Raw genomic sequence first — 21,863 nt, forward strand, 5'->3', positions numbered from 1 at the left:
GGCCATCCGATTGCGTGGCCTGCGGGAAAGGAGTGTCAGGTTCTTCAGAACCGCGCGCTGTCGAAATAGGCGCGGGTGTGCGCAGTGTCCTGCATCCGGCCATCGGCCTGCACGGCTTCGTCTGCCGCGGCGTCGCTGCCCGACACCGCAACGGCGACCACCGCCGCAGGCGCAGCAGTGCCCGCTAGCTTGAGAAAATCGCGTCGGCTTGACGGGGCTTCGGGTTTCTTTGTCATGGAAGGTTCCTCCCTTTCCTCGTGTCTTGAGCGGTGCCGGTTGCGGCTTGGTCCGCTGTCAGTCTGAACGCCTCGCGTTCGATCTCCATAAACGCTTTGCCGACAGACCCGAGGGCGCTGTAGAGCATCGCCGATTTCGCGCCTTCCAGATCGGCATAGAAATGCCCGGCCCACGGCGCGATGTGCCGGTTGAAAAACAGTTTCTGATCGTCAAGCGGTGCCGGACCATTGAAGCGCCCGACAATCAAACCGCCCATGACCTCCATCAAGGTGGCGATGTTGTCTTCGGGTTCGTAAACATTCGGTGCACGTTCGATACGACGCGCCGACAGGTCGGTGCGCAGAGTGGCAAGCGGCTTTTCGTTCAGAAAACCGGTGAGGTAAAAGCTCGCGTAGGGCAGCAATTCGCCACGACCCAGACCGATGAAAAGCGCGTTGAATTCGCGTTCCGCCTGCTTGGGTTTGGTCGATCGCGCACATTCCGCAAGGCGCGAAATCGCCTGTCCCAGATCGGTGTCGTCACCCGACAGCCCAGCGGTTTGCGCCAGCAGCAATTCGTCCGGCGCGGCCGCCAGCATGAGTCCCAGATAGTTATAAAGATCCGCGCGCAACCGGTCCTCGTCAGAGACGGCCGGCAATGAGTGAACGGCGCTGGAGGTCATCGGCTTTCGCTCTCGCGTCTGAAACGCATCCGTCGCGGAGGCGCAGGGTCTGTTGACAGTGTATCCAGTGGGGTGGTTTCGGGATATTCCAATGTATCTCCTACTTTGGTCGCAGATGCAGGTGCGGCATTTGCATAATCCTGCACGGATTCCGCGATTTCGACGGATTCCGCAGAATTTCCCGCCAGCAGAGGCGCGTCTGCAATGTCCGAGAGATTCTCTGCGGTATCAACGGCTTCGCCCGTCTCGATCATCGCAAGCCGGACTCCCTCTTCATGCGCCAAGGCCTCGATATGTTTCAGCAATCCCCGACCGACCCTGTAGGCGGTCGTTACGCCGGGCGCATCCGTGGCCGCGTTGGTGAAATCGTCGTCATAATCGCAAAGCCCGTCAAGGTTGGCGAGCTTCGGATTCAAGCGCCACAATTGGCGCAACGCGCGCTGGCGCAAGCGCTCGGGCACGAATTTCTGCATGAAGCCTGAAATGTCCTGTCCGGGTTGCAGCGTATCGGGATCGGGCAGCCCGAGCTGTTCAAGAATCTCGGCGTCCGTCTGCGCCTCCAACTCAGCCTGTTTCGCCCGCGTCTCGGCCTCCTCGGCGCGGGTCCGGTCTTCAATGGTCTCGGCCTCGACGGCTTGTTTGCGCCGCGACCAGAAATCGGGACGCTGTGTCATGACGAGCCCAGCTTGCGATCACGGGAGGGCGCGCGGTAGACGTCGCTGACCTGCGAAATACGCGCATCCCCCTTGCCGTCTTCAACCAGGTCTTCAAGGTGGCGTTTGCGCTTGCGTTTCTGGAACGGCTCATCGACAAAATGCCGGTCGGTCCAGTCTTGCACCCACGCAACGAGCGGCGGCGGCATCGCGACCTTCTCGACCAGTTCCTCGCCGCCCTCGGCATATTGCATCGCCTCGTTCGGATTGGCAGTCACCAGCTTGAGCCGGTACGGAAATGTGCCGCGTTCGGGTTGCAGAACGACATAGGCGCAGACCACCGGTTCCGCCAGATTGACGCGGTAGGCCTCGGCATCGGTGCGCCACAGCGTCATCGGGACGGTGCCGATGTGGTACTCGGCGACATCACCTTCCTCGCGCAGCAATTTCCAATCGGCAGGCCCGGCACCAAGCAACAGCGCACTGGCGCGCCACGCCCATGCCTGCCAGCGCGTCACACCCGGTTTGCGTTGCATGACAACACCCACCGGCAATGTTTCGAAACGGGGATCTGTTGCGGTCAAATCGGTCTCCCTGATGCTGCGGGGACAAAGCGCGTGGTTGACTTCTATCTAGCATATCCATTGGGTAGGACGAAACATTGAACCACAAACCACAGACAAACAAGACGACGCGCCAGAACACGTCGCGAAAGGCTCGTGATGGGAACCAGACTGCTTTTGTGTGACTGTCTTGGCAGTCAATCCGTTGACGCCGACAAGATCGGTGCCGCAACGGCGCTAGATCCGACGCGCGTGTTCACCAATCTGTGCGGAACCGAGGCCGACGCGGCCGCCGACCTGATGGCCGACGGGGACGTGGTGATTGCCTGCGCGCAAGAGCGCGCGTTTTTCGAGATGTTGGCCGAGGAGATCGGCGCACACACCCCCTCCTGCGTTGACATTCGCGACCGGGCCGGGTGGAGCGATGAGGCGTCACAGGCCGGAGCCAAACAGGCGGCGCTGCTCGCCGAGGCGGTGTTGCCCCTGCCAACGGCCAAGGTCGTCGATGTGGTCAGCGAAGGCACCTGCCTGATCGTCGGCGACGGATACACCGCCTTCGCCGCGGCGGCACAGCTTTGCGATGCGCTGGCCGTCACCGTGTTGCAGACCGATCAAAGCGACGTGCCGACAGACCGCCGGTTTGATGTCATTCGCGCAGAGGTGCGCAGCCTGACCGGCGCACTTGGGGGATTTTCCGTCAAGCTCAACCGCTTCTCGGACCTGCAACCGGGGGGGCGCGGCGTGTTTTCGTTCAGCCCGCCGCAGGATGGGGTCGTGTCTGAATGCGACATCGTTCTGGACCTGACCGGAGGCACACCGATGGTTCCGGCACCGCACAAGCGCGAGGGCTATTTGCGGGCCGACCCGCGCCGGCCCGGCGCGGTGGAACTGGCCGTGTCAGAGGCGGTGCAAATGGTCGGCGTGTTCGAAAAGCCGCTTTATATCGCGCTGGAACCCGCTCTCTGCGCTCATAGCCGCGCAAATCAGACAGGCTGTTCCAAGTGCCTTGATGTGTGTCCGACCGGCGCGTTTCGCGCCGACGGCGACCATGTCGCCATCGACCCGATGATCTGCGCCGGTTGCGGGGCCTGTGCCGCGCTGTGCCCGTCCGGCGCGATTGCCTATGACGCCCCGCCGGTGTCGGCGCTCTTCCGTCGGCTTGAGACACTGGCATCGACGTATCGCAAAGCGGGCGGAACCGCGCCGCGCCTGCTGGTGCATGACGCCGATCACGGCCTTGAGATGATCCAGCTTGCCGCGCGGTTTGGTCAGGGATTGCCGGCGGATGTGCTCCCGCTACAGACCGAGACGCTTGCCGGGTTCGGCCATGCCGAGATGCTGGCCGCTCTGGGATGCGGCTTTGCAGCCGTCGATGTGCTGATGGCACCGCGCACCGAGCGCGAGACACCCGAATTCGAGACCGCGCTGGCCAACGCGCTGGCTGGCAAGCTCGCTGTGACGCTGCTTGATCTTGATGATCCCGACGCGCTGAGTGCGACCTTGTTCGGGGCTGACGCGCACCGGCCGGTCGCCACGCCCAACCTGCCGATCGGCCAGCGGCGCCAGGTGGCGCGCGGTGCGGCGAAGGCGTTGAACCCGGATGCGGAGATCCTGCCGCTGCCCGGCCATGCGCCCTATGGTGCCGTGCTGGTGGACCGCGACGCCTGCACGCTCTGCCTGTCATGCGTATCGCTTTGCCCCTCGGGAGCATTGGGGGACAATCCGGATTTGCCGCAATTGTTGTTCCAGGAAGATGCGTGCCTGCAATGTGGACTCTGCGCCAATATCTGCCCCGAGGACGCGATCATGCTCGAGCCGCGAATGAACCTGACCGATACGGCCTTGTCGCAAGTGGTTCTGAACGAGGAAGAACCCTTCGCCTGTATCGAATGCGGCGCGTTGTTCGGGGTGAAATCGACGATCGAGAAAATCACGGAAAAGCTCGCCGGCAAGCACGCGATGCTCGCCACAGGCGACGCGGCGAAGATGATCCAGATGTGCGACAATTGCCGGATTCAGGCGCAATACCACGCCAAGGACAACCCGTTCGCGCTGGGCGCGCCACGCAAGCCGCGCACGACCGATGACTATCTGGCAGAACGCGAGACCAGCGCAGGTTCGAAACGGCGGGATCATTGATTGTTTTCGGGGGCTTTGCCCCCGGACCCCCAAGGTATTTTAAGCCCAAAGAAGCCGGATCGGTCGGATGAAAGGTCAGTCCTGCATGGTCTGGACCGGACGCCCCAGCTCGGCGGGCGGAATGGTTTGTACGAAAGCCAGGATGTTTTCGAGATCCGTCAAGGTGATTTCCATCGCGCGGATCGGAGACGGACGGGTCGGATCGAAGGGCGGGGTCAAATCCGCGATCTGGGTAAACGCCGGGTGCGGATTTTGCACATAGAAGGTCTCGAACCGCTCCTGCCAGTCGCGCAGGGTGCGCAGCACCGCGAAGGACGGTGTTGAGCCGATCGAGTTCATCCGGTTTTTCTCGCCGACCACATGGCAGCGCCCGCAGAATGAAAACGATGCGACCTCGCCGCGTGCGGCATCGCCGTCCAGCACCGCTCTTGCGGTCGTTTCGGCAACCGCTTTCGCCGCCGCAAAGAGCACGCGGCCGTTCGGTTGGAACGATTCAATCGTTTTGCGCCCGACATCCGACACAAGCCACTCTGCGAATCGCTCTGCATCGGGGTCCGGCCCCGCCTGAAAGTGCCAGAGCTGATCCAGCCCGTTGAAGACCGCCGTGCCTGTGCCGCCGAACCTGGCATGCGTCGGGCTGTCGGATTCAGCCAAGGCGATCCGGATGCGCGTTTTCAAGGAAAATCGTGGGATAAGATGTTTCAGCAGGCCGCTGTCGATCAGCGCGGGCGGGGCCGAAAGGCTGAAGTGCCTGTCGTCCGCAACCGATTGGGCCTGTGCGTGACCGGTACAGAACGCGCCCAAGGTCAGGATTTGCAGGGTTCGTCTCAGCATCGCGATCATTATGCGCGCCCTCCTGCTTGAAAGCCTAAGGGCGCTGGCTTACACCCGTCAACGCTCTAGCTCTTGAGCGCAAGATCGCCACATCAAGGAGAGACCCGATGAGCGAAGATTTCAACATGTCGATGCGCAAATTTCTCAAGCAGGTCGGGGTCACGTCCCAGCAAGCCATCGAAGACGCGATGCGTGATGCCGAAACCAGCGGCAAGACCTTCGACGCCAAGATGGTGCTGACCATTGACGGGCTCGATCTGGAGCATGTGGTGACCGGCAGCATCAAGGGTCAGGACTGAGGTGGCTTTGACGCGTGACGCGGTTCTTGCCGCGCTGAAAGCGGTGACCGATCCGGTATCCGCGCAGGATATCGTGTCCGCCGGGATCGTGCGGGCGTTGACGGTCGATGACGGTGCGGTGCGCTTTGTTCTGGAAGTGAGCCCCGAACACGCCGAAGCCTACGCGCCGGTGCGACAGGCGGCCGAAGACGCGGTCAGGGCGCTGGGTGCGGCAAGCGTGTCGGCGGTGATGACCGCACATAGCGCGCCCAAGCCTCCGCCCGATCTCAAGGCTGGCGCAAGGCCCAAACCGGCCGGACCGGAAAAGGTGCCAGGGGTCGAGCGGATCATCGCCATCGCCTCCGGCAAGGGTGGGGTGGGCAAGTCGACCCTGACGGCGAACCTCGCCTGCGCGCTGGCCGCCGAGGGACGTCGCGTCGGGCTGCTCGATGCCGATGTCTACGGGCCAAGCCAGCCGCGGATGCTCGGCGTGTCGGGCCGGCCCGCCAGCCCGGATGGCAAGACCATCCTTCCGATGCGCAATTTCGGCGTGACGATGATGTCGATGGGGCTGATGGTCAACGAGGGTCAGGCCGTCGTCTGGCGCGGTCCCATGCTGATGGGCGCGTTGCAGCAGATGCTGATGCAGGTGCAATGGGGCGCGCTGGATGTGCTGCTGGTCGATCTGCCGCCCGGCACCGGCGACGTGCAGATGACCCTGTCGCAGAAGGCGCATGTGGACGGCGCGATTGTCATTTCTACACCGCAGGACGTGGCGTTGATGGATGCGCGCAAGGGGATCGACATGTTCAACCAGATGAACGTGCCGATAATCGGTCTGGTCGAGAACATGTCGACGCATATCTGCTCCAATTGCGGCCATGAGGAACATATCTTCGGACATGGCGGCGTCGCGGCGGAGGCGGCCAAGCTTGGCGTTCCTCTTCTGGCCGAGATCCCGCTGCATCTCGATATCCGCAAGGCCGCTGATGGCGGCGCGCCGATTGTCGTGTCCAAACCGGACAGCCCGCAGGCCGAGGCGTTCCGCGATCTGGCGCGCACCTTGGTGGCTGCTGGCAAGGCATGAGCGGCAGCCCGAGTTTCCCGCCGCTGATGCAAGGTCTGAACGCGGCGGGCGCCGACCCGTTCGAGGCGGCCTGCACCGACGCCGCTGCGGGATGCGATGGCGGGACGATCGTCTTTGATCTTTCTCCCGAGTTGCTTCGCGCGGCCATTGTGCTGGCGCCGGAGGTCGCGCTTTCCAAGGCAGCCGTGATGCTGCCGCTGGTTGCGGTCGCTTTGCAGAACGCGCTGGGGGCGTTGGGGCCGTCCGAATTGCCGGTGCATCTGGAGTGGCAGGGTGGTCTTCTGGTCAATGGCGCAACCTGCGGCCATGTCCGCGCGGCAACCAATGTCGCCGATCCCGATGCGGTCGCGGATTGGCTTGTCGTCGGGTTCGAGTTGCAATTCATGCGTCCCGGTCTGGAGGGCGGCGATACGCCGGATGTCACCGATCTGGCCAGCGAAGGATGCGGCGACGTCGAGCCGGTCGCGCTTCTGGAAAGCTGGTCGCGGCATCTGATGAACTGGATCAACCGCTGGGAGGACGAAGGGATCGCGCCGCTTCATCGTGAATGGACTGGCCTTGCGCATGGCATCGGCAGCGAGGTGAGTGTCGCTGGCCGGAGCGGGCGCTTTCTTGGTCTGGACGAAACGCTCGGCCTCTTGCTTCGGACAGATGCGCGGACCATTCTTGTGCCGTTGACTGATTTGCTGGAGATACGCAGATGAACCTTGCGCGGGCGATCCATTTTGACGAAAGCGACCAGCGCGTCTTTCACTCTCCGGCGCGCACCGGGGAATGGTGCATATCGGGCGGCTTTGAATTTTCCAACTGGTCCGACGCCGATCTGACCGGCAAGGCCAGACAGGCATTTTCAAACGGCTGGCTGGGCGCGGAAAGCTTTGGCAGGGTCAGCTTCGTCGCCGTGACGCAAATCGAACCGACCGAGATGATGGCGCTCGAACTTGGTCTGGCGCGCCATTTCGTCGAGCTTTACGGCGCACCGTCGATCGACGCGGCGCGGATCGTCGCGGCCGAGGAAATCGCGCATATGGTCGACCTGTGTGACGACCACGCGCCCAACACGCTTTTGACAGTCACGCGCGAGTTGACCGAAGCAGGCGTGAAGGAAAGCTATCGCGTGATCGAGCCGCAGGACGCGGAGTTGACCATGCTCGCCGTACACGGGTCGTTGGACGACTGAGGGGTTCCCGGTCCGGTCTGCCGCAAGTTGATCCGTATCAACGCCAAGGTTCCGAAATTCGTACAGGATTTCCGAACCATCCTTAATGAAGGAGATTCCAGAATGCGCACAGGAACCGCCGGACTCATCGCCCTTGTCGCCTCAGCCGGTATCGCGGCGGCGCAAGACGTGGATGAGGGACAGGCTTTATATCAAACCCACTGTGCCACCTGCCACGGACGAGAGGCGCAGGGTCAGGGTCCGTTAGCGGGTGCGTTGCTTCTGCAACCCGTGGATCTGACGACTCTTTCGGCGGATAACGGCGGTGAGTTTCCGCTGGAGAGGGTGGTCAAACGTATTGACGGCACCGACCCCCTGGTCAGTCACGGATCGCCGATGCCGGTGTTCGGACCCTATTTCGAGGGCGTGTCGAACACCCCGTTGAAGCTTCAGAGCGGGCAACCGATCATGGTGCCCGATCCGATTGCCGATCTGGTCGGATATCTGTTGTCGATCCAGCAGGGCGTTTGAAACATAAAAAAAATCCCGCCGGAGCGGGATTTTTCTGGTCCTGGCCGATGCGGGCCATCACCGTGATCAGTTCGGAATGTCGCCGGTGATGCCTTCGACATAGAAGTCCATGCCGGCCAGCGTACCGTCATCCGCAACTTCGCCGTCACCCAGCCATGCGCTGCCGTCCTGCTTGTTGATCGGGCCGGTGAACGGGTGATACTCGCCTGACGTGATCGACTCGATCAGCTCTTCGGCCTCGGCCTTCACATCGGCCGGCACGGCTTCGGTGATCTCGCCGATCACAACCTCGCCTTCGGGCATGCCGCCCCAGCTGGCCTGCTGTTCCCAGGTGCCGTCCATCACCGCACCGACGCGGTCGATGTAGTAGGGTGCCCAGTTGTCGATAATCGAGGCCACGCGCGGACCCGGTGTGCCGTCATCGTTGGTCTTGAACGCGGCCATGTCAGATGCCTGACCGAAACCGATGACCTTGCCGCCTTCCTTGGCAGCTTCGCCCAGCGGCGCGGTGGAATCGGTATGGGCCGCGATCACGTCCACCCCCTGATCGATCATCGCGCGCGCGGCGTCTGCCTCTTTGGCAGGATCGAACCACGTGTAGGCCCATGTCACGACCAGTTCGACGTCGGGGTTGGCCTTCTTGGCGTGCAGGTAATAGCTGTTGATGCCCTGAATATTTTCGGGGATCGGGAAAGAGCCGATATAGCCGATCTTGTTCGTCTTCGTCATCTTGCCCGCGATATGCCCCAGCACGGCGCGGCCTTCGTAGAAACGCGCGTCATAGGTGGACACGTTCGGATGATCGCGCTTGTAGCCGGTGGCGTGCTCGAACTTGATGTCGGGGAACTTGGCCGCGACGTTGTTGGTCGCGTCCATGAACCCGAACGAGGTGGTGAAGATGATGTTGCAGCCCGACAATGCCATCTGCGTGATGACGCGCTCAGCATCCGCACCTTCCGGCACGCTTTCCTGATAGGCGATCTCGACCTTGTCGCCGAATTCCTCTTTTACCGCCAGCGCGCCCTGATGGTGCTGATAGGTCCATCCGCCATCCCCGATGGGGCCAACATAGATAAAGCACGCCTTGGTGGTGTCCTGCGCCATTGCGGGCGCGCCGAATGCCAGCGCCAGGCCGGCGGCGGCGGTAGCAAGTAAAGTTCTGCGGATCATAGAGAGTCTCCCGGTTGGTGGGGCGGTTCCTGCCCCGTTTGGTTGCGCGCCCGTTGTTTTTCTAGCGGGTCGCGTGAAAGGTTTTTCCAAGGGTCGCCGGCGCGTCATGCGAGGCGCGGCTGCGGTTGGACGAGATGAAAACAAGCACGATGATCGTTATCAGATATGGCGACATCGACAAGTACTGTACGCCCCATGTCAGCCCAGCGGCCTGCAGGTTCAACTGCAACACCGTGATGCCGCCGAACAGGTACGCACCAATCAGGACGCGGCCCGCCCGCCAACTGGCGAAAACCACGATCGCCAGCGCGATCCAGCCCGCGCCCGCTGTCATGCCCTCGGTCCATTGCGGCACGCGCACAAGGCTGAGATAGGCTCCGCCCAGACCGGCGCAGGCGCCCCCGAACATGATCGCGACAAGCCGGACGCGGACCACCTTGTAGCCAAGCGCATGGGCGCTGTCGTGGCTTTCTCCGACCGCGCGCAGGATCAGCCCGGCGCGGGTGTATTTGAGGAACGCCCACACGGCGAGAACCAGAAACAGGCTGAAATAGACCATGAAATCATGCGAGAACAACATCCGCCCGAGAATTGGAAGATCCCCGAGAAGCGGGATGTCAAGCTTGGGCAATGACGCCGCTTTCATGCCCTCGTAGGGTTTTCCGATCAATGACGACAGACCGAGCCCCACCAGCGTGAGGCCAAGGCCGGTCGCCACCTGGTTGGAGAGGAAGATTTGCGTCAACACGCCAAAGCTCAGGGACAGTACCGCTCCGGCAAGCGCGGCCATGGCAAAGCCCAGCATCAGCGAGCCACTGTTGATCGCCGCTACAAAGCCGACCACCGCGCCGGTGATCATCATGCCTTCGACACCTAGGTTCAGAACGCCGGATTTTTCCACCACCAATTCGCCTATCGCCGCCAACAGGATTGGCGTGGCCGACACCATGATCGACGCGACAAGAAGGACCGGGCTGATCGAGGACAGATCCATCACGCAACCTCCCGTCCGGCAAATCGAACGCGGTAATTCGTCAGAACATCCACCCCCAGCAGAAAGAACAGCAACATCCCCTGAAACAGCTGGATCGACGCGCCCGGAACACCCAGCATCAGCTGCGCCAGCTCACCGCCGATATAGGTCAGCGCCATCAGCAATCCGGCCAGCAGGATGCCGACCGGATGCAACCGGCCAAGGAAGGCCACGATGATGGCGGTAAAACCATAGCCCGAGCCGAAGTCGATGGTGATCTGCCCCGCCGGGCCGGTGACTTCGAACAACCCGGCCAGGCCCGCCAGACCACCTGCCAGACCAAGGCAGAACAATATGATCCGGGCGGGCGACACACCGGCAAACCTGGCCGCGCGCGGCGCTTCGCCGGACAAACGGATGTTGAAGCCCTGAATGTGGCGGGTCAGAAAGACGTAGGCGAGGATCACCGCAAGGAATGCGGTCAACACACCCAGATGCATTCCGGTGTTCGGGATCACTTCGAGGTTCTGCGATGACGCCCATTGCGACAGGTTGCGAGAGCCGGGAAAGCCCATGCCCTCGGGATTGCGCAGCAGGCCCGACGACACCGAGGCGAGGATGGTTTCAGCCACATAGACCAGCATCAGCGACACGAGGATTTCATTGGTTCCGAACCGCACCTTGAGCAGTGCCGGGATCATCGCCCAGCCCCATCCTCCCAGCGCGCCAGCCACGATCATCAGCGGCAGGATCAGCGCGGATTCCATCGGATAGAGCGCCAGACCGGCCGCCGCGCCGCAGATCGCGCCCATGATGTACTGGCCCTCGGCGCCGATGTTCCAGATGCCCGCCCGAAATCCGATGGACAGCCCGATGGCGATCAGGATCAGCGGCCCCGCCTTGACCAGCAATTGAGGGCGGGAGAACGCTGCAAATTGCGGGTGAAACAGCGGATCCCAGAAGATCGTGCGGATCGCCTCAAGCGGCGGTGTGCCGATCAATCCGAACATGATGCCGCCGAACAGCATGGTCAGCAAAACGGCGAGGATTGGCGTCGCAATGGTCCACACGGTCGAGGGTTGGGCGCGTTTTTCCAGCCGGATCATAGGAACCACAGCCCGGCGGCCCTTTGGCCGGAGTTGGATTTCGCATCTTCGGAAAGCGACGACCGGCGGGCTGCGCCCCCGTTCCGCCAATCATTCAGCCACATGGGCAACCTCCATATCATGCGCGCCACCCATCATCATTCCGATCTCTTCCATCGTCAGATCCGCCACCGGCTTGAGCGGTGACAACCGCCCTTCATTCAATGCGCCGAACCGTCCGGCGATCTCGATCAGTTCATCCAGATCCTGGCTGACGACCAGGATCGCCGCACCCTGCGCGGCAAGGTCCAGCAACGCCTGCCGGATGGCCGCAGCCGCTGCGGCATCGACTCCCCAGGTCGGTTGGTTGACGACAAGAACGTCCGGTTCCTGCGCCACTTCCCGTCCGATCACGAATTTCTGGAGATTGCCCCCCGACAAGGCGCGCGCCGCGACATGCGGGCCCGGCGTGCGGACGTCAAAGCGCGAGATCACGTCATTGGCAAACCCGTCCGCACGCGCCCAGCTGATAAAGCCGTTCGACACCAGCCGTTTGCGCCGCCCCGCCGTCAGCACGGCGTTCTCGGTGAGGCTCATGTTGGGGGCGGCGGCGTGGCCAAGCCGCTCCTCGGGGGCTGTCAGCAATCCGGCGGCGCGGCGCGCGACCGGGCCGTCGCGGCTGACATCGGCACCCTTGACCCAGATCGTGCCGGCTTGGGTCGGGCATTCTCCGGACAATGCCAGCAACAGTTCGTCCTGCCCGTTGCCGGCAACACCACCGAACCCCAACACCTCGCCGGCGCGCAGCTCAAAGCTGATGCCGCGCAACGGCGTGCCGAAGGCACCGGGGGCCGGCATGGTCAGGTTGTCGACCCGCAGCAGCACCTCGCCGGGCGTGATCCGCTTGGCATCGGGCGCGGCAAAGCTCGATCCGATCATCATCTCGGCCATCTCGCGCGCGGTGGTTTCGGACGGAGTGCAGGTGTCGACCTTCTTGCCCAGCCGCAGGATCGTCGCGTGATCGCACAACGCGCGGATCTCTTCGAGCTTGTGGCTGATATAGAGGATCGCCGTGCCCTCGGCCTTCAGCTTGCGCAGCGTCTGGAACAGGATTTCAACCTCTTGCGGCGTCAGGACCGAGGTCGGCTCGTCCATGATCAGCAGCTTCGGCTCCTGCAACAGGCAGCGGATGATCTCGACCCGCTGACGCTCGCCCGCCGACAGCGTGCCCACGGTGCGCGACGGATCAAGAGGCAGGCCATAGGTCTCGGACACGTCGCGGATGCGGCGCGCCAGATCGCGGCGTTTGGGCGGGTGCTCCATCCCGAGCGCGACGTTCTCGGCCACATCAAGGGCATCGAACAGCGAAAAATGCTGAAACACCATCGCCACCCCGGCGGCGCGGGCCGCGCGCGGCTCGGAGGGTGCGTAAGGCGCATCGCGGAACGTCATCGTGCCTTTGTCGGGCATGACCAGCCCGTAGATCATCTTGACCAGCGTCGATTTCCCGGCACCATTCTCGCCAAGCAAGGCATGGATCTCGCCTTCGCGAATGTCGAACGACACGTCGTCATTGGCGACGACACCGGGATAGGCTTTGGTCAGGCCTGAAAGGCGGAGGAGGCAGTCGGGCACATGGCACCTGTTTTGGTCTGTGTGAGGGTAAGTAGCTGTGCCGCGATCCCGATGGCAATTGCCTGCGGCTCTTTGCCAAAGGATTTTTCACCAACAGGACAGGTGATGCGCGCAATCTGTGCATCCTGATGCCCCATCTTTCGCAAGCGCGACGCAAACCGCGCCTTCTTGGTGTCCGAGCCGATCAGCCCGGCAAAGCCGAACCCGTGATGCAGCAATGCATCACACAGGTTCAGGTCAAGCGCGTGGGAATAGGTCACGATGATATGCGCAGCCTCACCGGGCGAGAGCGCGACCACGCGCAGCGGATCGCTTGCCGGCAAGGCATTCACGGCGTCGGGAATGGCTTCGGGAAACCGCGCCGGGGCGGTGTCGATCCACGTGATGTCCAACTCGGTGAGAGGTGCAAGCACATCGACAAGTGCGCGCCCGACATGCCCGGCACCCCAGATCCATACCGGACGCCGTGCGGCTGCCAGAGGCTCGATGAACCAGCCCTCAAGTATGCCCGGCGCAAGCGGCACGCCCTGATTGCGCGCCGACGCGCAGACACGTCTGACGGCAAGCGGCATGTCTCCGGGGCCGCGCGCATAAACCGCGTGACGCTCGATCTCACCCAGCTTGGCCGCATCGAAATGCTCTGTCAGCAACGTCACACGGCCCCCGCAGCATTGGCCCAGATCAGGCCCCAGCGAGTGTCGGCTGAATCCCTCGCGCTGCAACGCCTGTGCCGCCGCCTGATACTCCAGCGCGCCGCCGCCGATCGTGCCGGACTGGCCACCGGCCCAGACCAGCATCGCCGCCCCGACCTCGCGCGGAGAGGAGCCTTGCACATCGGCAATCACCACACGCGCCACCATGCCATGTTCAGCAAGAGCGTCTCGCAGGGAGGCCGGATCAAACGCCATCGCGCAGCTTTTCGATTGCCGCCAACACACGTTCCGGCGTCGCCGGCGCATTGAGCGCCGGGTAATCGTCTCCGCAGGACGCGATCGCATCCGAGAGCGCCAGAAACACCGACATGCCCAGCATCAGGGGCGGCTCGCCCACCGCCTTGGAGCGATAGATCGTGTTCTCGCTGTTCTCCCCGTCCCACAGGGCGACGTTGAAAATGCCGGGGCGGTCCGAGCAGGCGGGGATCTTGTAGGTCGACGGCGCATGGGTGCGCAGGCGGCCGTCGTCGTCCCAGACCAGTTCCTCGGTGGTGAGCCAGCCCGCACCTTGCACAAAGCCACCCTCGATCTGGCCGATGTCGATTGCCGGGTTCATGCTGGCCCCCACATCATGCAGAATGTCGGTGCGCAGGATGCGGTATTCGCCGCTCAGCGTGTTCACCGCCACCTCGCTGACCGCCGCGCCATAGGCGAAATAGTAAAACGGCCGGCCTGCGCCCTTGATCCGGTCCCAGTTCAGCTTGGGGGTGCGGTAGTATCCGGTCGCCGACAGGCTGATCCGCGCCTCATACGCCATCATGGCCACCTGCGCGAAGGTATAGCGTTCGCCGCCCGCTTCGACGTGGCCGTCCTCGAACCGCACATGGCGCGCGTCGCATTGGTGCAGACTGGCGAGATGATTGGCCATGCGGTCGCGAATGGTGTCGCAGGCCACCTTGACGGCCATGCCGTTCAGATCGGACCCACTCGAGGCCGCCGTGGCCGAGGTGTTGGGCACCTTGCCGGTGTCGGTGGCGGTGATCTTGACCATCCCGACCGGCACGTCAAACCGTGCCGCCGCCACCTGCGCCACCTTCTGGAACAACCCCTGTCCCATTTCCGTGCCGCCGTGATTCATGTGGATCGAGCCGTCCTGATACACATGCACCAGCGCACCCGCCTGGTTGAGATGGGTGAGCGTGAACGAGATCCCGAACTTCACCGGCGAAAAGGCGATGCCCTTCTTGATGACGGCGTTTTCGGTGTTCCACGCCGCGACCGCGTCGCGCCGGGCGGCGTAGTCGGCGCTCTCCAAAAGCCGGTCGGTCATGCCGCCAAGGATGAAATTCTCCACCGCCTGCCCGTAAGGCGTGGTCTGGCGTGCATCCGACGTGACGGGATCGCCGGGCGGGACCACATTCGCCGCGCCGCGCGAGGTCAGGTCTTCGTCAGGCTTCTTTGGGCCCGAAATACCTTGGGGGGAGGCCGGAGGCCGGGGGGCAACGCCCCCCTCCACATCCGCCGCGTAGTAGTTCGCCCGCCGCACCGTCACCGGGTCCAACCCGCGATCATGCGCGATATGATCCATCACCCGCTCGATCCCCAGCATCCCCTGCGGCCCGCCAAAGCCGCGAAACGCGGTGGCGCTTTGGGTGTTGGTTTTCAGCCGGTGGCTTTCGATGCGGATATTGGGCAGATGATAGGCGTTGTCGGCATGCAGCATGGCGCGATCCGCAACGGGAATCGACAGATCCTGCGCCCAGCCGCAGCGGGTGTATTGCTCGAACTCGATGCCCGAAATCACGCCGTCATCGTCAAACCCGACGCTGTAGGAAATGCGAAAATCGTGCCGTTTGCCGGTGATCATGAAATCATCGTCGCGATCATAGCGCATCTTTGCGGGTCGCCCGGTCGCTGCCGCCACCACCGCACAGGCAATGGCCAGCGCGTTGCCCTGGCTTTCCTTGCCGCCGAAACCGCCGCCCATCCGCCGGGTCTCGACCCGTACGGCGTGCATCGGAAGGTCCAGCGCATGAGCCACCTTGTGCTGGATCTCGGTGGGGTGCTGGGTCGAGCTGTGCACCACCATGTCGCCGCCCTCCTGCGGCAGCGCCAGCGCGGTCTGCCCCTCAAGGTAGAAATGTTCCTGCCCGCCCATCTCGATCACGCCGCTGATCCGGTGCGGCGCGGTGTCGATGGCCTCACCTGGGTCACCTTTTTCCCAGATGCGCGGCCCGTCCTCAAAGCGCGAGTCTGCGGCCAAGGCCTCGTCGATGGTCAGGATCGCGTCGCGTTCCGAATAGGTGATGTCAGCCAGACGCGCCGCCTTGCGCGCCGCAAGGTGGCTGGTGGCGGCAACAAGGAAGACCGGCTGCCCAAGGTACTGGATCGTCGCGCCCGACAGCAGCGGCTCGTCATGCGCCGAGGGCGAGCAATCGCAATCACCGGGCAAATCCTTGGCCTGCCAGACGCCGACCACGCCCGGCGCGTCGCGCACCCGCGTCAGATCAATCGCGGTGATCCTCCCGGCAGCGACAGAGCTTAGGCCAAAGGCCAGCGACAGCGTGCCTTTCGGCGTCGGGATGTCATCGACATACCGCGCTGTGCCCGTTACATGCAGGCGTGCGGCGTCGTGGGGCAGGGGCTTGGAAACACTCATGCGCGCACCTGCAAGACGTCAGAGGCGGCGCCCTGATCGTCCATCCAGACCCGCATCAGCATGTTTTCCGCCGCGCGCAGGCGATAGTCGGCGCTGGCGCGCATGTCCGACAGCGGGTTGAAATCCTCGGCCATGCGGTCGCTTGCGGCGCGAATTGCGGCCTCGCTCCAGGGCGCACCCACCAATGCGGCCTCAACCGCGCTGGCGCGTTTGGGAACCCCGGCCATACCACCGAAGGCAACCCGCGCCGCGCTGATCCTGCCATCCTCGATAGTGATGTTGAACGCGCCGCAGACGGCGGAAATGTCTTGGTCAAAGCGTTTTGACAGCTTGTAGATTTTCAGTGATTCACAGCGGCGTGGCAGCGACACCGCCTCGACGAATTCGCCCTTCGCGCGGTCTTGCTTGCCGTAATCCAGAAAGAAATCCTCGATCGGCATGTCCCGTCTGTCATCGCCCTTGCGCAGATGCAACGTGGCGCCCAGGGCGATGAGAGCGGGCGGATTGTCCCCGATCGGCGAGCCGTTGGAGATGTTGCCGCCAAGGGTTGCCGCCGCGCGCACCTGGGCCGAGCCGTACCGCCGGATCATTTCGGCGTAGGACGGGTGCAGATCGGACATCACGTCATAGAGGCGATCCATCGTGACACCCGCGCCGACCCGGATCGTGTCATCACCGATGTCTATTTCCTGCAAATCACGGCATTGGTTGAGAAAGATCACATCGCCCAGATCCCGCAGGTTCTTCGTCACCCAGAGCCCGACATCCGTCGCACCGGCAATCAGGGTCGCGTCGGGGTTTGCGGCATAAAGCGCCGCCAGCTCGTCCGCAGTTTTCGGCGCGGCAGCGCCTGTCGCACCTGCGGTCTCGGCTGGAGGCGCTACATCCGGCGCAGCGTCCGTCATCCATTCCGGCACCGGCTGATCCGCCGCCGCCTGCGCCGCCCGGATGATCGGAGCATAGCCCGTGCAGCGACACAGGTTGCCCGCAAGCGCGTCGTCGTGGTTCTGGTTGCCGTTGCTGTGGGCCACCGCCATGGAGACGATAAAGCCGGGCGTGCAGAACCCGCATTGCGAGCCGTGATGCGCGACCATCGCGTCCTGCACCGGGTGCAGCGCGCCATTTGGCCCCGCGATCCCTTCGACGGTGCGCACAGCGCAGCCCTGCAATTGCGGCAGGAACAGGATGCACGCATTGAACGACCGAGCGCCGCGCGCATCGGTGACCATCACGGTACAGGCGCCGCAATCGCCCTCGTTGCAGCCTTCCTTTGTGCCCGTCAGCCCACGCTCTTCACGCAGCCAGTCAAGCAGCGTCACCGTGGGGCGCACATCGCGCAACTCCACGCTCTCTCCGTTGAGAAGAAAGGTGACATCCATGTGAACAAACCCGCCGCCTTACCAATGACCCCTTATCTGCGCGCCATCGATGCGGCGTAGATAGCACGCGGGGGTTTCCCTGTTCCGATCCATACGCTAGGCGGGACCGGTCGGCATTGGCAAGAAAAAACGACGGTGACAGGCGCCCGAGCGCAATCTGCCACCGTGTTCAGGGCTCAGAAAGACAACACGCCATCGCTCAGCTCAAAGCTCTTGACGGCAAGCAGCGGCTGGTCGCCGTCGAGCGAGAACGCAAAGACATGCGCCATGTCGTCCTTGAGCGTCAGGCGACAGAACGCCGTGTCGGGATCAAACGGCGCGGGGCACTCGGCCAGATCGACATGCGATACGCTGGCCTCGAAAATTTCGTAGGTGAAGGTTCCGCCGGCCAGTTGGTGCAAACCGGCCGGCTGGCCGTCACCTGATCCGAACGCAACCGTCGTTGAGGCAACGAGCGCGGTCGCCGCGAGCGGTGCGAGTTTGTCAATCATAATCCTGATTCCTTTTGTCAGATATTCATGCGCGATGTCTTATTGATTTGGTCGGGATTATAAAGCGCCAACTTCCTGCATCTTCTGATGCCGCACATCTGGCCTTTCGCCAGACCCGGCCACCGCCTAGAGTGCCGACATGGCTGATCCCCGATTCATTCACCTTCGCGTCCACTCTGAATATTCGCTGCTCGAAGGGGCGGTGCGGTTGAAGAAATTGCCGAGCATGTGCGTCGACATGGCGATGCCCGCCGTGGCCCTGACCGACACCAACAATCTCTTCGCGGCGCTGGAGTTTTCCATTGCCGCTGCGGGCGCGGGCATCCAGCCGATCATCGGCTGTCAGGTCGACCTGCGCGTGAGCGAGCCGGCACCAGGCGAACGCGCGAAGCCGCCCGCGCCGGTGGTTCTGCTGGCGCAATCGGAAACCGGATACGAGCATCTGATGAAGCTCAACTCCTGCCTCTACCTGCGCCATGACGGGGAATTGCCGCATGTCACGCTGGACGAGTTGGAGCGGCACTCCGAGGGTGTGATCTGCCTCACCGGCGGCCCCGAAGGGGCAATCGGGCGTATTTTGCAACACGGCAATCGCGGCGCCGCAGAGGCGGTGATGCAACGCCTCGCCGGTATGTTCGGCGACCGGCTCTATGTCGAGTTGCAACGTCATCCGGGCAAGACTGGCCTGCCGGAGAACGAACGCCAGACCGAACGGCCCTTCATCGAAATGGCCTATGCGATGGGGCTGCCCCTTGTGGCGACCAACGACGTCTATTTCCCCAAATCCAAGATGTACGAGGCGCATGATGCGCTGATCTGTATCGCTGATGGCGCGTATGTCGATCAGCAGGAACCGCGCCGCCGGCTGACACCGCAACACTATTTCAAGTCGCCGCAGGAAATGATCACGCTGTTCGCCGATCTGCCCGAGGCGATCGAGAACACCGTCGAGATCGCGAAGCGCTGCGCTTTCATGGCGTACCGTCGCGACCCGATTCTGCCGAAATTCGCCGATGACGAGGTCGAGGAGCTCAAGCGGCAGGCGCGCGCCGGGTTGAAGGACCGTCTTGCGGTGATCCCGCACGCCGCCTCGGTCGAGGACTACGAGAAACGGCTCGAATTCGAGTTGGACATCATCGAAGGCATGGGCTTTCCCGGCTACTTCCTGATCGTCGCCGATTTCATCAAATGGGCCAAGGAGCAGGACATTCCGGTGGGGCCGGGGCGCGGCTCGGGGGCGGGCTCGCTGGTGGCCTATGCGCTCACCATCACCGACCTCGATCCGCTGCGCTACCAACTCCTGTTCGAGCGATTCCTCAATCCAGAACGTGTGTCGATGCCCGACTTCGACATCGACTTCTGCATGGACCGCCGCGAAGAGGTGATCCGCTACGTTCAGGACAAGTACGGCGCCGACAAGGTCGGCCAGATCATCACCTTCGGCGCGCTTTTGTCCAAGGCCGCCGTGCGCGATGTGGGGCGGGTGTTGCAAATGCCGTATGGGCAGGTGGACCGCCTCAGCAAGATGATCCCGGTCGAGGGCGTGAAACCCGTCAGCATCGAAAAGGCACTGATCGACGAGCCGCGCCTGCGCGAGATGGCGCGCGAGGAAGAGGTGGTGGACCGGCTTCTGACCTATGGCCAGCAGGTCGAAGGTCTGCTGCGCAACGCCTCGACCCACGCCGCCGGTGTGGTGATCGGCGACCGGCCGCTGGACGCGCTGGTGCCGCTCTACCAGGATCCGCGCTCTGACATGCCCGCGACCCAGTTCAACATGAAATGGGTCGAACAGGCGGGGCTGGTGAAGTTCGACTTCCTTGGCCTCAAGACCCTGACGGTGATCCAGTACGCGCTGGACATGATCTTCAAGACCGGGCGGCCCTTGCACATCGCCGCCGACGGCACCGAGCTTTACGCCCCCGCACCGGGGGCCGAGAACGACATCGGGCATATCCCGCTGGACGATGAAACGACGTATAAACTCTATGCGCGCGCCAAGACGGTGGCTGTGTTCCAGGTGGAAAGCTCGGGCATGATGGATGCCCTCAAGCGCATGAAGCCCACCTGCATCGAGGACATCGTGGCGCTCGTCGCGCTCTACCGTCCCGGCCCGATGGAAAACATCCCGACCTATTGCGAGGTGAAAAACGGGCTCAAGGAACGGGAGTCGGTGCACCCGCTGATCGACCACATCCTCGAGGAAACCCAGGGCATCATCGTCTATCAGGAACAGGTGATGCAGATCGCGCAGGTCATGGCAGGCTACAGCCTTGGCGGCGCGGATCTCCTGCGCCGCGCGATGGGCAAGAAGATCGCCGAGGAGATGGCCAAGGAGCGGCCCAAGTTCGAAAAGGGCGCGGTGGCCAACGGCGTCGATCCTGCCAAGGCCAAGGAGGTGTTCGACCTTCTGGAAAAGTTCGCCAATTACGGCTTCAACAAGTCCCACGCCGCCGCCTATGCGGTGGTCAGCTACCAGACCGCGTGGCTCAAGGCGAACCATCCCGTTGAATTCATGGCGGGTGTGATGAATTGCGACATCCACCTGACCGATAAGCTGGGTGTGTTCTTCGAAGAGGTTAAGAAAGGGTTAAGCCTGCCCTGGGTGCCGCCTTGCGTGAACCGCTCTCAGGCGATGTTCGACGTGCAGGACGGCGCGCTGGTCTATGCGCTGGGCGCGTTGAAGAATGTCGGTGTCGAGGCGATGAAGCTGGTGGTCGAGGGGAGGGCCGACAAATCTTTCGCTACCCTGTTCGACGTCGCCCGCCGTGTCGATCTCAAACGCGTCGGCAAGCGCCCGCTGGAAATGCTCGCGCGCTCCGGCGCCTTCGATCAGCTTGATCCGAACCGCCGCCGGGTCTTTGAAAGCCTCGACGCGTTGGTCGCCTATTCCGCCGCGATCCACGACCAGCGCGCCTCTGCACAGGTCTCGCTTTTCGGTGAGGCGGGCGACGACCTGCCCGAGCCGCGCCTGTCGCCGGTGAGCGACTGGCTGCCCGCCGAACGTCTGTCCGAAGAGTTCAAGGCGGTGGGCTTCTACCTCTCCGGTCACCCGCTTGACGATTACATGACCGCGCTCAAGCGCAAGAGCGTGATGACGCTGGACGATGTGCTGGCCAAGGCGCAGAACGGCCCCTGCGTCGTCAAGATGGCAGGTGTCGTCGCGGGCCGTCAGGAGCGCAAATCGGCGCGCGGCAACCGGTTTGCCTTTGCCCAGCTCTCCGATCCGACTGGCGCGTATGAGGTCACGCTGTTCTCCGACACGCTGGAGGCCGCACGCGATTTTCTCGAAACCGGATCGAAGGTCATGGTCACCTGCGAGGCGACGCTTGAATCCGACCAGTTGAAACTGCTCGGGCGCTCTGTCACGGCGGTTGATGTGGCGGTGGCCGACGCGGTCAGCATGGGCCTGCGCATCTTTGTCGATGACGCCGGTGCGGTGGCGCATGTGGCGTCCGTATTGGCGCGCGCCGCCGATCAGATGCCGCGCGCTGGCAAAGGCCCGATCCGCATCTGCTGCCTCGGCGCGCCGGGGTTGCCCGGCGAAGTCGATGTGGCGCTCGACCGCGAATTCCCGGTCACGCCGGAAATCAAGGGCGCGATCAAGTCGCTGGGCGGGGTTCTCGAGGTCGAAGAGCTATAAGTCGCCCACGGTCGCGATGTCGCGGCCCGCTGGCTG

Annotated in this window: 20 protein-coding genes; 7 read left to right on the plus strand and 13 right to left on the minus strand. The window is 63.2% G+C overall.

Annotated features, from left to right (window positions below):
- Positions 1 to 44: 44 nt before the first annotated feature.
- From ACGKZZ_RS04955 to ACGKZZ_RS04970, 4 genes are read right to left on the minus strand one after another with little or no spacing between them, the layout of a single operon-like run.
- Positions 45 to 236, minus strand: coding sequence for a twin-arginine translocation signal domain-containing protein (locus ACGKZZ_RS04955; protein WP_411222366.1), 192 nt, complete (start codon positions 234 to 236; stop codon positions 45 to 47).
- Complete coding sequence (locus ACGKZZ_RS04960) at positions 233 to 898, minus strand: molecular chaperone (RefSeq protein WP_411222367.1); 666 nt, start codon at positions 896 to 898, stop codon at positions 233 to 235. Before ACGKZZ_RS04960 ends, ACGKZZ_RS04955 begins: the two co-directional genes overlap by 4 nt.
- Positions 895 to 1,572, minus strand: a complete 678-nt coding sequence (locus ACGKZZ_RS04965) for a DUF3306 domain-containing protein (RefSeq protein ID WP_411222368.1) — start codon at positions 1,570 to 1,572, stop codon at positions 895 to 897. The genes ACGKZZ_RS04960 and ACGKZZ_RS04965 overlap by 4 nt, the downstream gene beginning before the upstream one ends.
- Positions 1,569 to 2,135 (minus strand): DUF3305 domain-containing protein, encoded by a 567-nt coding sequence (locus ACGKZZ_RS04970; protein WP_411222369.1) that lies wholly within the window; start codon positions 2,133 to 2,135, stop codon positions 1,569 to 1,571. The genes ACGKZZ_RS04965 and ACGKZZ_RS04970 overlap by 4 nt, the downstream gene beginning before the upstream one ends.
- 138 nt (positions 2,136 to 2,273) lie before the next feature.
- On the opposite strand from ACGKZZ_RS04970, the gene ACGKZZ_RS04975 reads away from it, so the two are divergent.
- The gene (locus ACGKZZ_RS04975; RefSeq protein ID WP_411222370.1) at positions 2,274 to 4,253 is read left to right on the plus strand and encodes a 4Fe-4S binding protein; all 1,980 of its coding nucleotides are present in this window, start codon (positions 2,274 to 2,276) and stop codon (positions 4,251 to 4,253) included.
- Between the two features lie 75 nt (positions 4,254 to 4,328).
- Here ACGKZZ_RS04975 and ACGKZZ_RS04980 read toward each other — a convergent pair whose 3' ends face one another.
- Positions 4,329 to 5,096: a hypothetical protein gene (locus ACGKZZ_RS04980; RefSeq protein ID WP_411222371.1), complete on the minus strand. Its 768-nt coding sequence runs from the start codon at positions 5,094 to 5,096 to the stop codon at positions 4,329 to 4,331.
- A gap of 98 nt (positions 5,097 to 5,194) precedes the next feature.
- On the opposite strand from ACGKZZ_RS04980, the gene ACGKZZ_RS04985 reads away from it, so the two are divergent.
- The 5 genes from ACGKZZ_RS04985 (at position 5,195) to ACGKZZ_RS05005 (ending at position 8,142) form a co-directional block, all read left to right on the plus strand.
- A complete protein-coding gene (locus ACGKZZ_RS04985) occupies positions 5,195 to 5,386 on the plus strand; it encodes a DUF6494 family protein (protein ID WP_411222372.1) in 192 nt (63 codons plus the stop codon).
- A 1-nt stretch (position 5,387) separates the two neighbouring features.
- Positions 5,388 to 6,452 carry an Mrp/NBP35 family ATP-binding protein gene (locus ACGKZZ_RS04990; RefSeq protein ID WP_411222373.1) on the plus strand — a complete coding sequence of 355 codons (1,065 nt, stop codon included), beginning with the start codon at positions 5,388 to 5,390 and terminating at the stop codon, positions 6,450 to 6,452.
- The gene (locus ACGKZZ_RS04995) at positions 6,449 to 7,156 is read left to right on the plus strand and encodes a DUF4444 domain-containing protein (RefSeq protein ID WP_411222374.1); all 708 of its coding nucleotides are present in this window, start codon (positions 6,449 to 6,451) and stop codon (positions 7,154 to 7,156) included. Before ACGKZZ_RS04990 ends, ACGKZZ_RS04995 begins: the two co-directional genes overlap by 4 nt.
- Positions 7,153 to 7,632, plus strand: coding sequence for a DUF6505 family protein (locus ACGKZZ_RS05000; protein WP_411222375.1), 480 nt, complete (start codon positions 7,153 to 7,155; stop codon positions 7,630 to 7,632). Before ACGKZZ_RS04995 ends, ACGKZZ_RS05000 begins: the two co-directional genes overlap by 4 nt.
- A gap of 102 nt (positions 7,633 to 7,734) precedes the next feature.
- Entirely contained in the window at positions 7,735 to 8,142 is a 408-nt protein-coding gene (locus ACGKZZ_RS05005) for a c-type cytochrome (RefSeq protein WP_411222376.1), read from the plus strand.
- A 66-nt stretch (positions 8,143 to 8,208) separates the two neighbouring features.
- On the opposite strand, the gene ACGKZZ_RS05010 is transcribed toward ACGKZZ_RS05005, so the two are convergent.
- The 8 genes from ACGKZZ_RS05010 to ACGKZZ_RS05045 form a co-directional block, all read right to left on the minus strand.
- Positions 8,209 to 9,312 carry a BMP family ABC transporter substrate-binding protein gene (locus tag ACGKZZ_RS05010; protein ID WP_411222377.1) on the minus strand — a complete coding sequence of 368 codons (1,104 nt, stop codon included), beginning with the start codon at positions 9,310 to 9,312 and terminating at the stop codon, positions 8,209 to 8,211.
- Between the two features lie 61 nt (positions 9,313 to 9,373).
- Positions 9,374 to 10,306, minus strand: coding sequence for an ABC transporter permease (locus ACGKZZ_RS05015; RefSeq protein WP_411222378.1), 933 nt, complete (start codon positions 10,304 to 10,306; stop codon positions 9,374 to 9,376).
- Positions 10,306 to 11,391 carry an ABC transporter permease gene (locus ACGKZZ_RS05020; protein WP_411222380.1) on the minus strand — a complete coding sequence of 362 codons (1,086 nt, stop codon included), beginning with the start codon at positions 11,389 to 11,391 and terminating at the stop codon, positions 10,306 to 10,308. The genes ACGKZZ_RS05015 and ACGKZZ_RS05020 overlap by 1 nt, the downstream gene beginning before the upstream one ends.
- Positions 11,392 to 11,481: 90 nt before the next feature.
- Entirely contained in the window at positions 11,482 to 13,005 is a 1,524-nt protein-coding gene (locus ACGKZZ_RS05025; RefSeq protein ID WP_411222381.1) for an ABC transporter ATP-binding protein, read from the minus strand.
- A complete protein-coding gene (gene xdhC, locus ACGKZZ_RS05030; protein ID WP_411222382.1) occupies positions 12,972 to 13,913 on the minus strand; it encodes a xanthine dehydrogenase accessory protein XdhC in 942 nt (313 codons plus the stop codon). Before xdhC ends, ACGKZZ_RS05025 begins: the two co-directional genes overlap by 34 nt.
- The gene (gene xdhB, locus ACGKZZ_RS05035; RefSeq protein ID WP_411222383.1) at positions 13,903 to 16,317 is read right to left on the minus strand and encodes a xanthine dehydrogenase molybdopterin binding subunit; all 2,415 of its coding nucleotides are present in this window, start codon (positions 16,315 to 16,317) and stop codon (positions 13,903 to 13,905) included. Before xdhB ends, xdhC begins: the two co-directional genes overlap by 11 nt.
- The gene (gene xdhA / locus ACGKZZ_RS05040; RefSeq protein ID WP_411222384.1) at positions 16,314 to 17,696 is read right to left on the minus strand and encodes a xanthine dehydrogenase small subunit; all 1,383 of its coding nucleotides are present in this window, start codon (positions 17,694 to 17,696) and stop codon (positions 16,314 to 16,316) included. The genes xdhB and xdhA overlap by 4 nt, the downstream gene beginning before the upstream one ends.
- 176 nt (positions 17,697 to 17,872) lie before the next feature.
- Entirely contained in the window at positions 17,873 to 18,187 is a 315-nt protein-coding gene (locus tag ACGKZZ_RS05045) for a hypothetical protein (protein ID WP_411222385.1), read from the minus strand.
- 139 nt (positions 18,188 to 18,326) lie between these two features.
- Between ACGKZZ_RS05045 and dnaE the strand changes: the two genes are divergently transcribed.
- Positions 18,327 to 21,827, plus strand: a complete 3,501-nt coding sequence (dnaE, locus tag ACGKZZ_RS05050; protein ID WP_411222386.1) for a DNA polymerase III subunit alpha — start codon at positions 18,327 to 18,329, stop codon at positions 21,825 to 21,827.
- Positions 21,828 to 21,863: the final 36 nt, after the last annotated feature.

The organism is Marivita sp. S2033 (genome assembly GCF_046592965.1).
Classification (GTDB): domain Bacteria; phylum Pseudomonadota; class Alphaproteobacteria; order Rhodobacterales; family Rhodobacteraceae; genus Marivita.

Excerpts from the sequence above, each read along its gene's own strand:
- ACGKZZ_RS04955 (WP_411222366.1), bottom strand. The coding sequence starts at position 236 with ATGACAAAGAAACCCGAAGCCCCGTCAAGCCGACGCGATTTTCTCAAG.
- ACGKZZ_RS04960 (WP_411222367.1), bottom strand. The coding sequence starts at position 898 with ATGACCTCCAGCGCCGTTCACTCATTGCCGGCCGTCTCTGACGAGGAC.
- ACGKZZ_RS04965 (WP_411222368.1), bottom strand. The coding sequence starts at position 1,572 with ATGACACAGCGTCCCGATTTCTGGTCGCGGCGCAAACAAGCCGTCGAG.
- ACGKZZ_RS04975 (WP_411222370.1), top strand. The coding sequence starts at position 2,274 with ATGGGAACCAGACTGCTTTTGTGTGACTGTCTTGGCAGTCAATCCGTT.
- ACGKZZ_RS04980 (WP_411222371.1), bottom strand. The coding sequence starts at position 5,096 with ATGATCGCGATGCTGAGACGAACCCTGCAAATCCTGACCTTGGGCGCG.
- ACGKZZ_RS04985 (WP_411222372.1), top strand. The coding sequence starts at position 5,195 with ATGAGCGAAGATTTCAACATGTCGATGCGCAAATTTCTCAAGCAGGTC.
- ACGKZZ_RS04995 (WP_411222374.1), top strand. The coding sequence starts at position 6,449 with ATGAGCGGCAGCCCGAGTTTCCCGCCGCTGATGCAAGGTCTGAACGCG.
- ACGKZZ_RS05000 (WP_411222375.1), top strand. The coding sequence starts at position 7,153 with ATGAACCTTGCGCGGGCGATCCATTTTGACGAAAGCGACCAGCGCGTC.
- ACGKZZ_RS05005 (WP_411222376.1), top strand. The coding sequence starts at position 7,735 with ATGCGCACAGGAACCGCCGGACTCATCGCCCTTGTCGCCTCAGCCGGT.
- ACGKZZ_RS05010 (WP_411222377.1), bottom strand. The coding sequence starts at position 9,312 with ATGATCCGCAGAACTTTACTTGCTACCGCCGCCGCCGGCCTGGCGCTG.
- ACGKZZ_RS05015 (WP_411222378.1), bottom strand. The coding sequence starts at position 10,306 with ATGGATCTGTCCTCGATCAGCCCGGTCCTTCTTGTCGCGTCGATCATG.
- ACGKZZ_RS05020 (WP_411222380.1), bottom strand. The coding sequence starts at position 11,391 with ATGATCCGGCTGGAAAAACGCGCCCAACCCTCGACCGTGTGGACCATT.
- xdhC (WP_411222382.1), bottom strand. The coding sequence starts at position 13,913 with ATGGCGTTTGATCCGGCCTCCCTGCGAGACGCTCTTGCTGAACATGGC.
- xdhB (WP_411222383.1), bottom strand. The coding sequence starts at position 16,317 with ATGAGTGTTTCCAAGCCCCTGCCCCACGACGCCGCACGCCTGCATGTA.
- xdhA (WP_411222384.1), bottom strand. The coding sequence starts at position 17,696 with ATGGATGTCACCTTTCTTCTCAACGGAGAGAGCGTGGAGTTGCGCGAT.
- ACGKZZ_RS05045 (WP_411222385.1), bottom strand. The coding sequence starts at position 18,187 with ATGATTGACAAACTCGCACCGCTCGCGGCGACCGCGCTCGTTGCCTCA.
- dnaE (WP_411222386.1), top strand. The coding sequence starts at position 18,327 with ATGGCTGATCCCCGATTCATTCACCTTCGCGTCCACTCTGAATATTCG.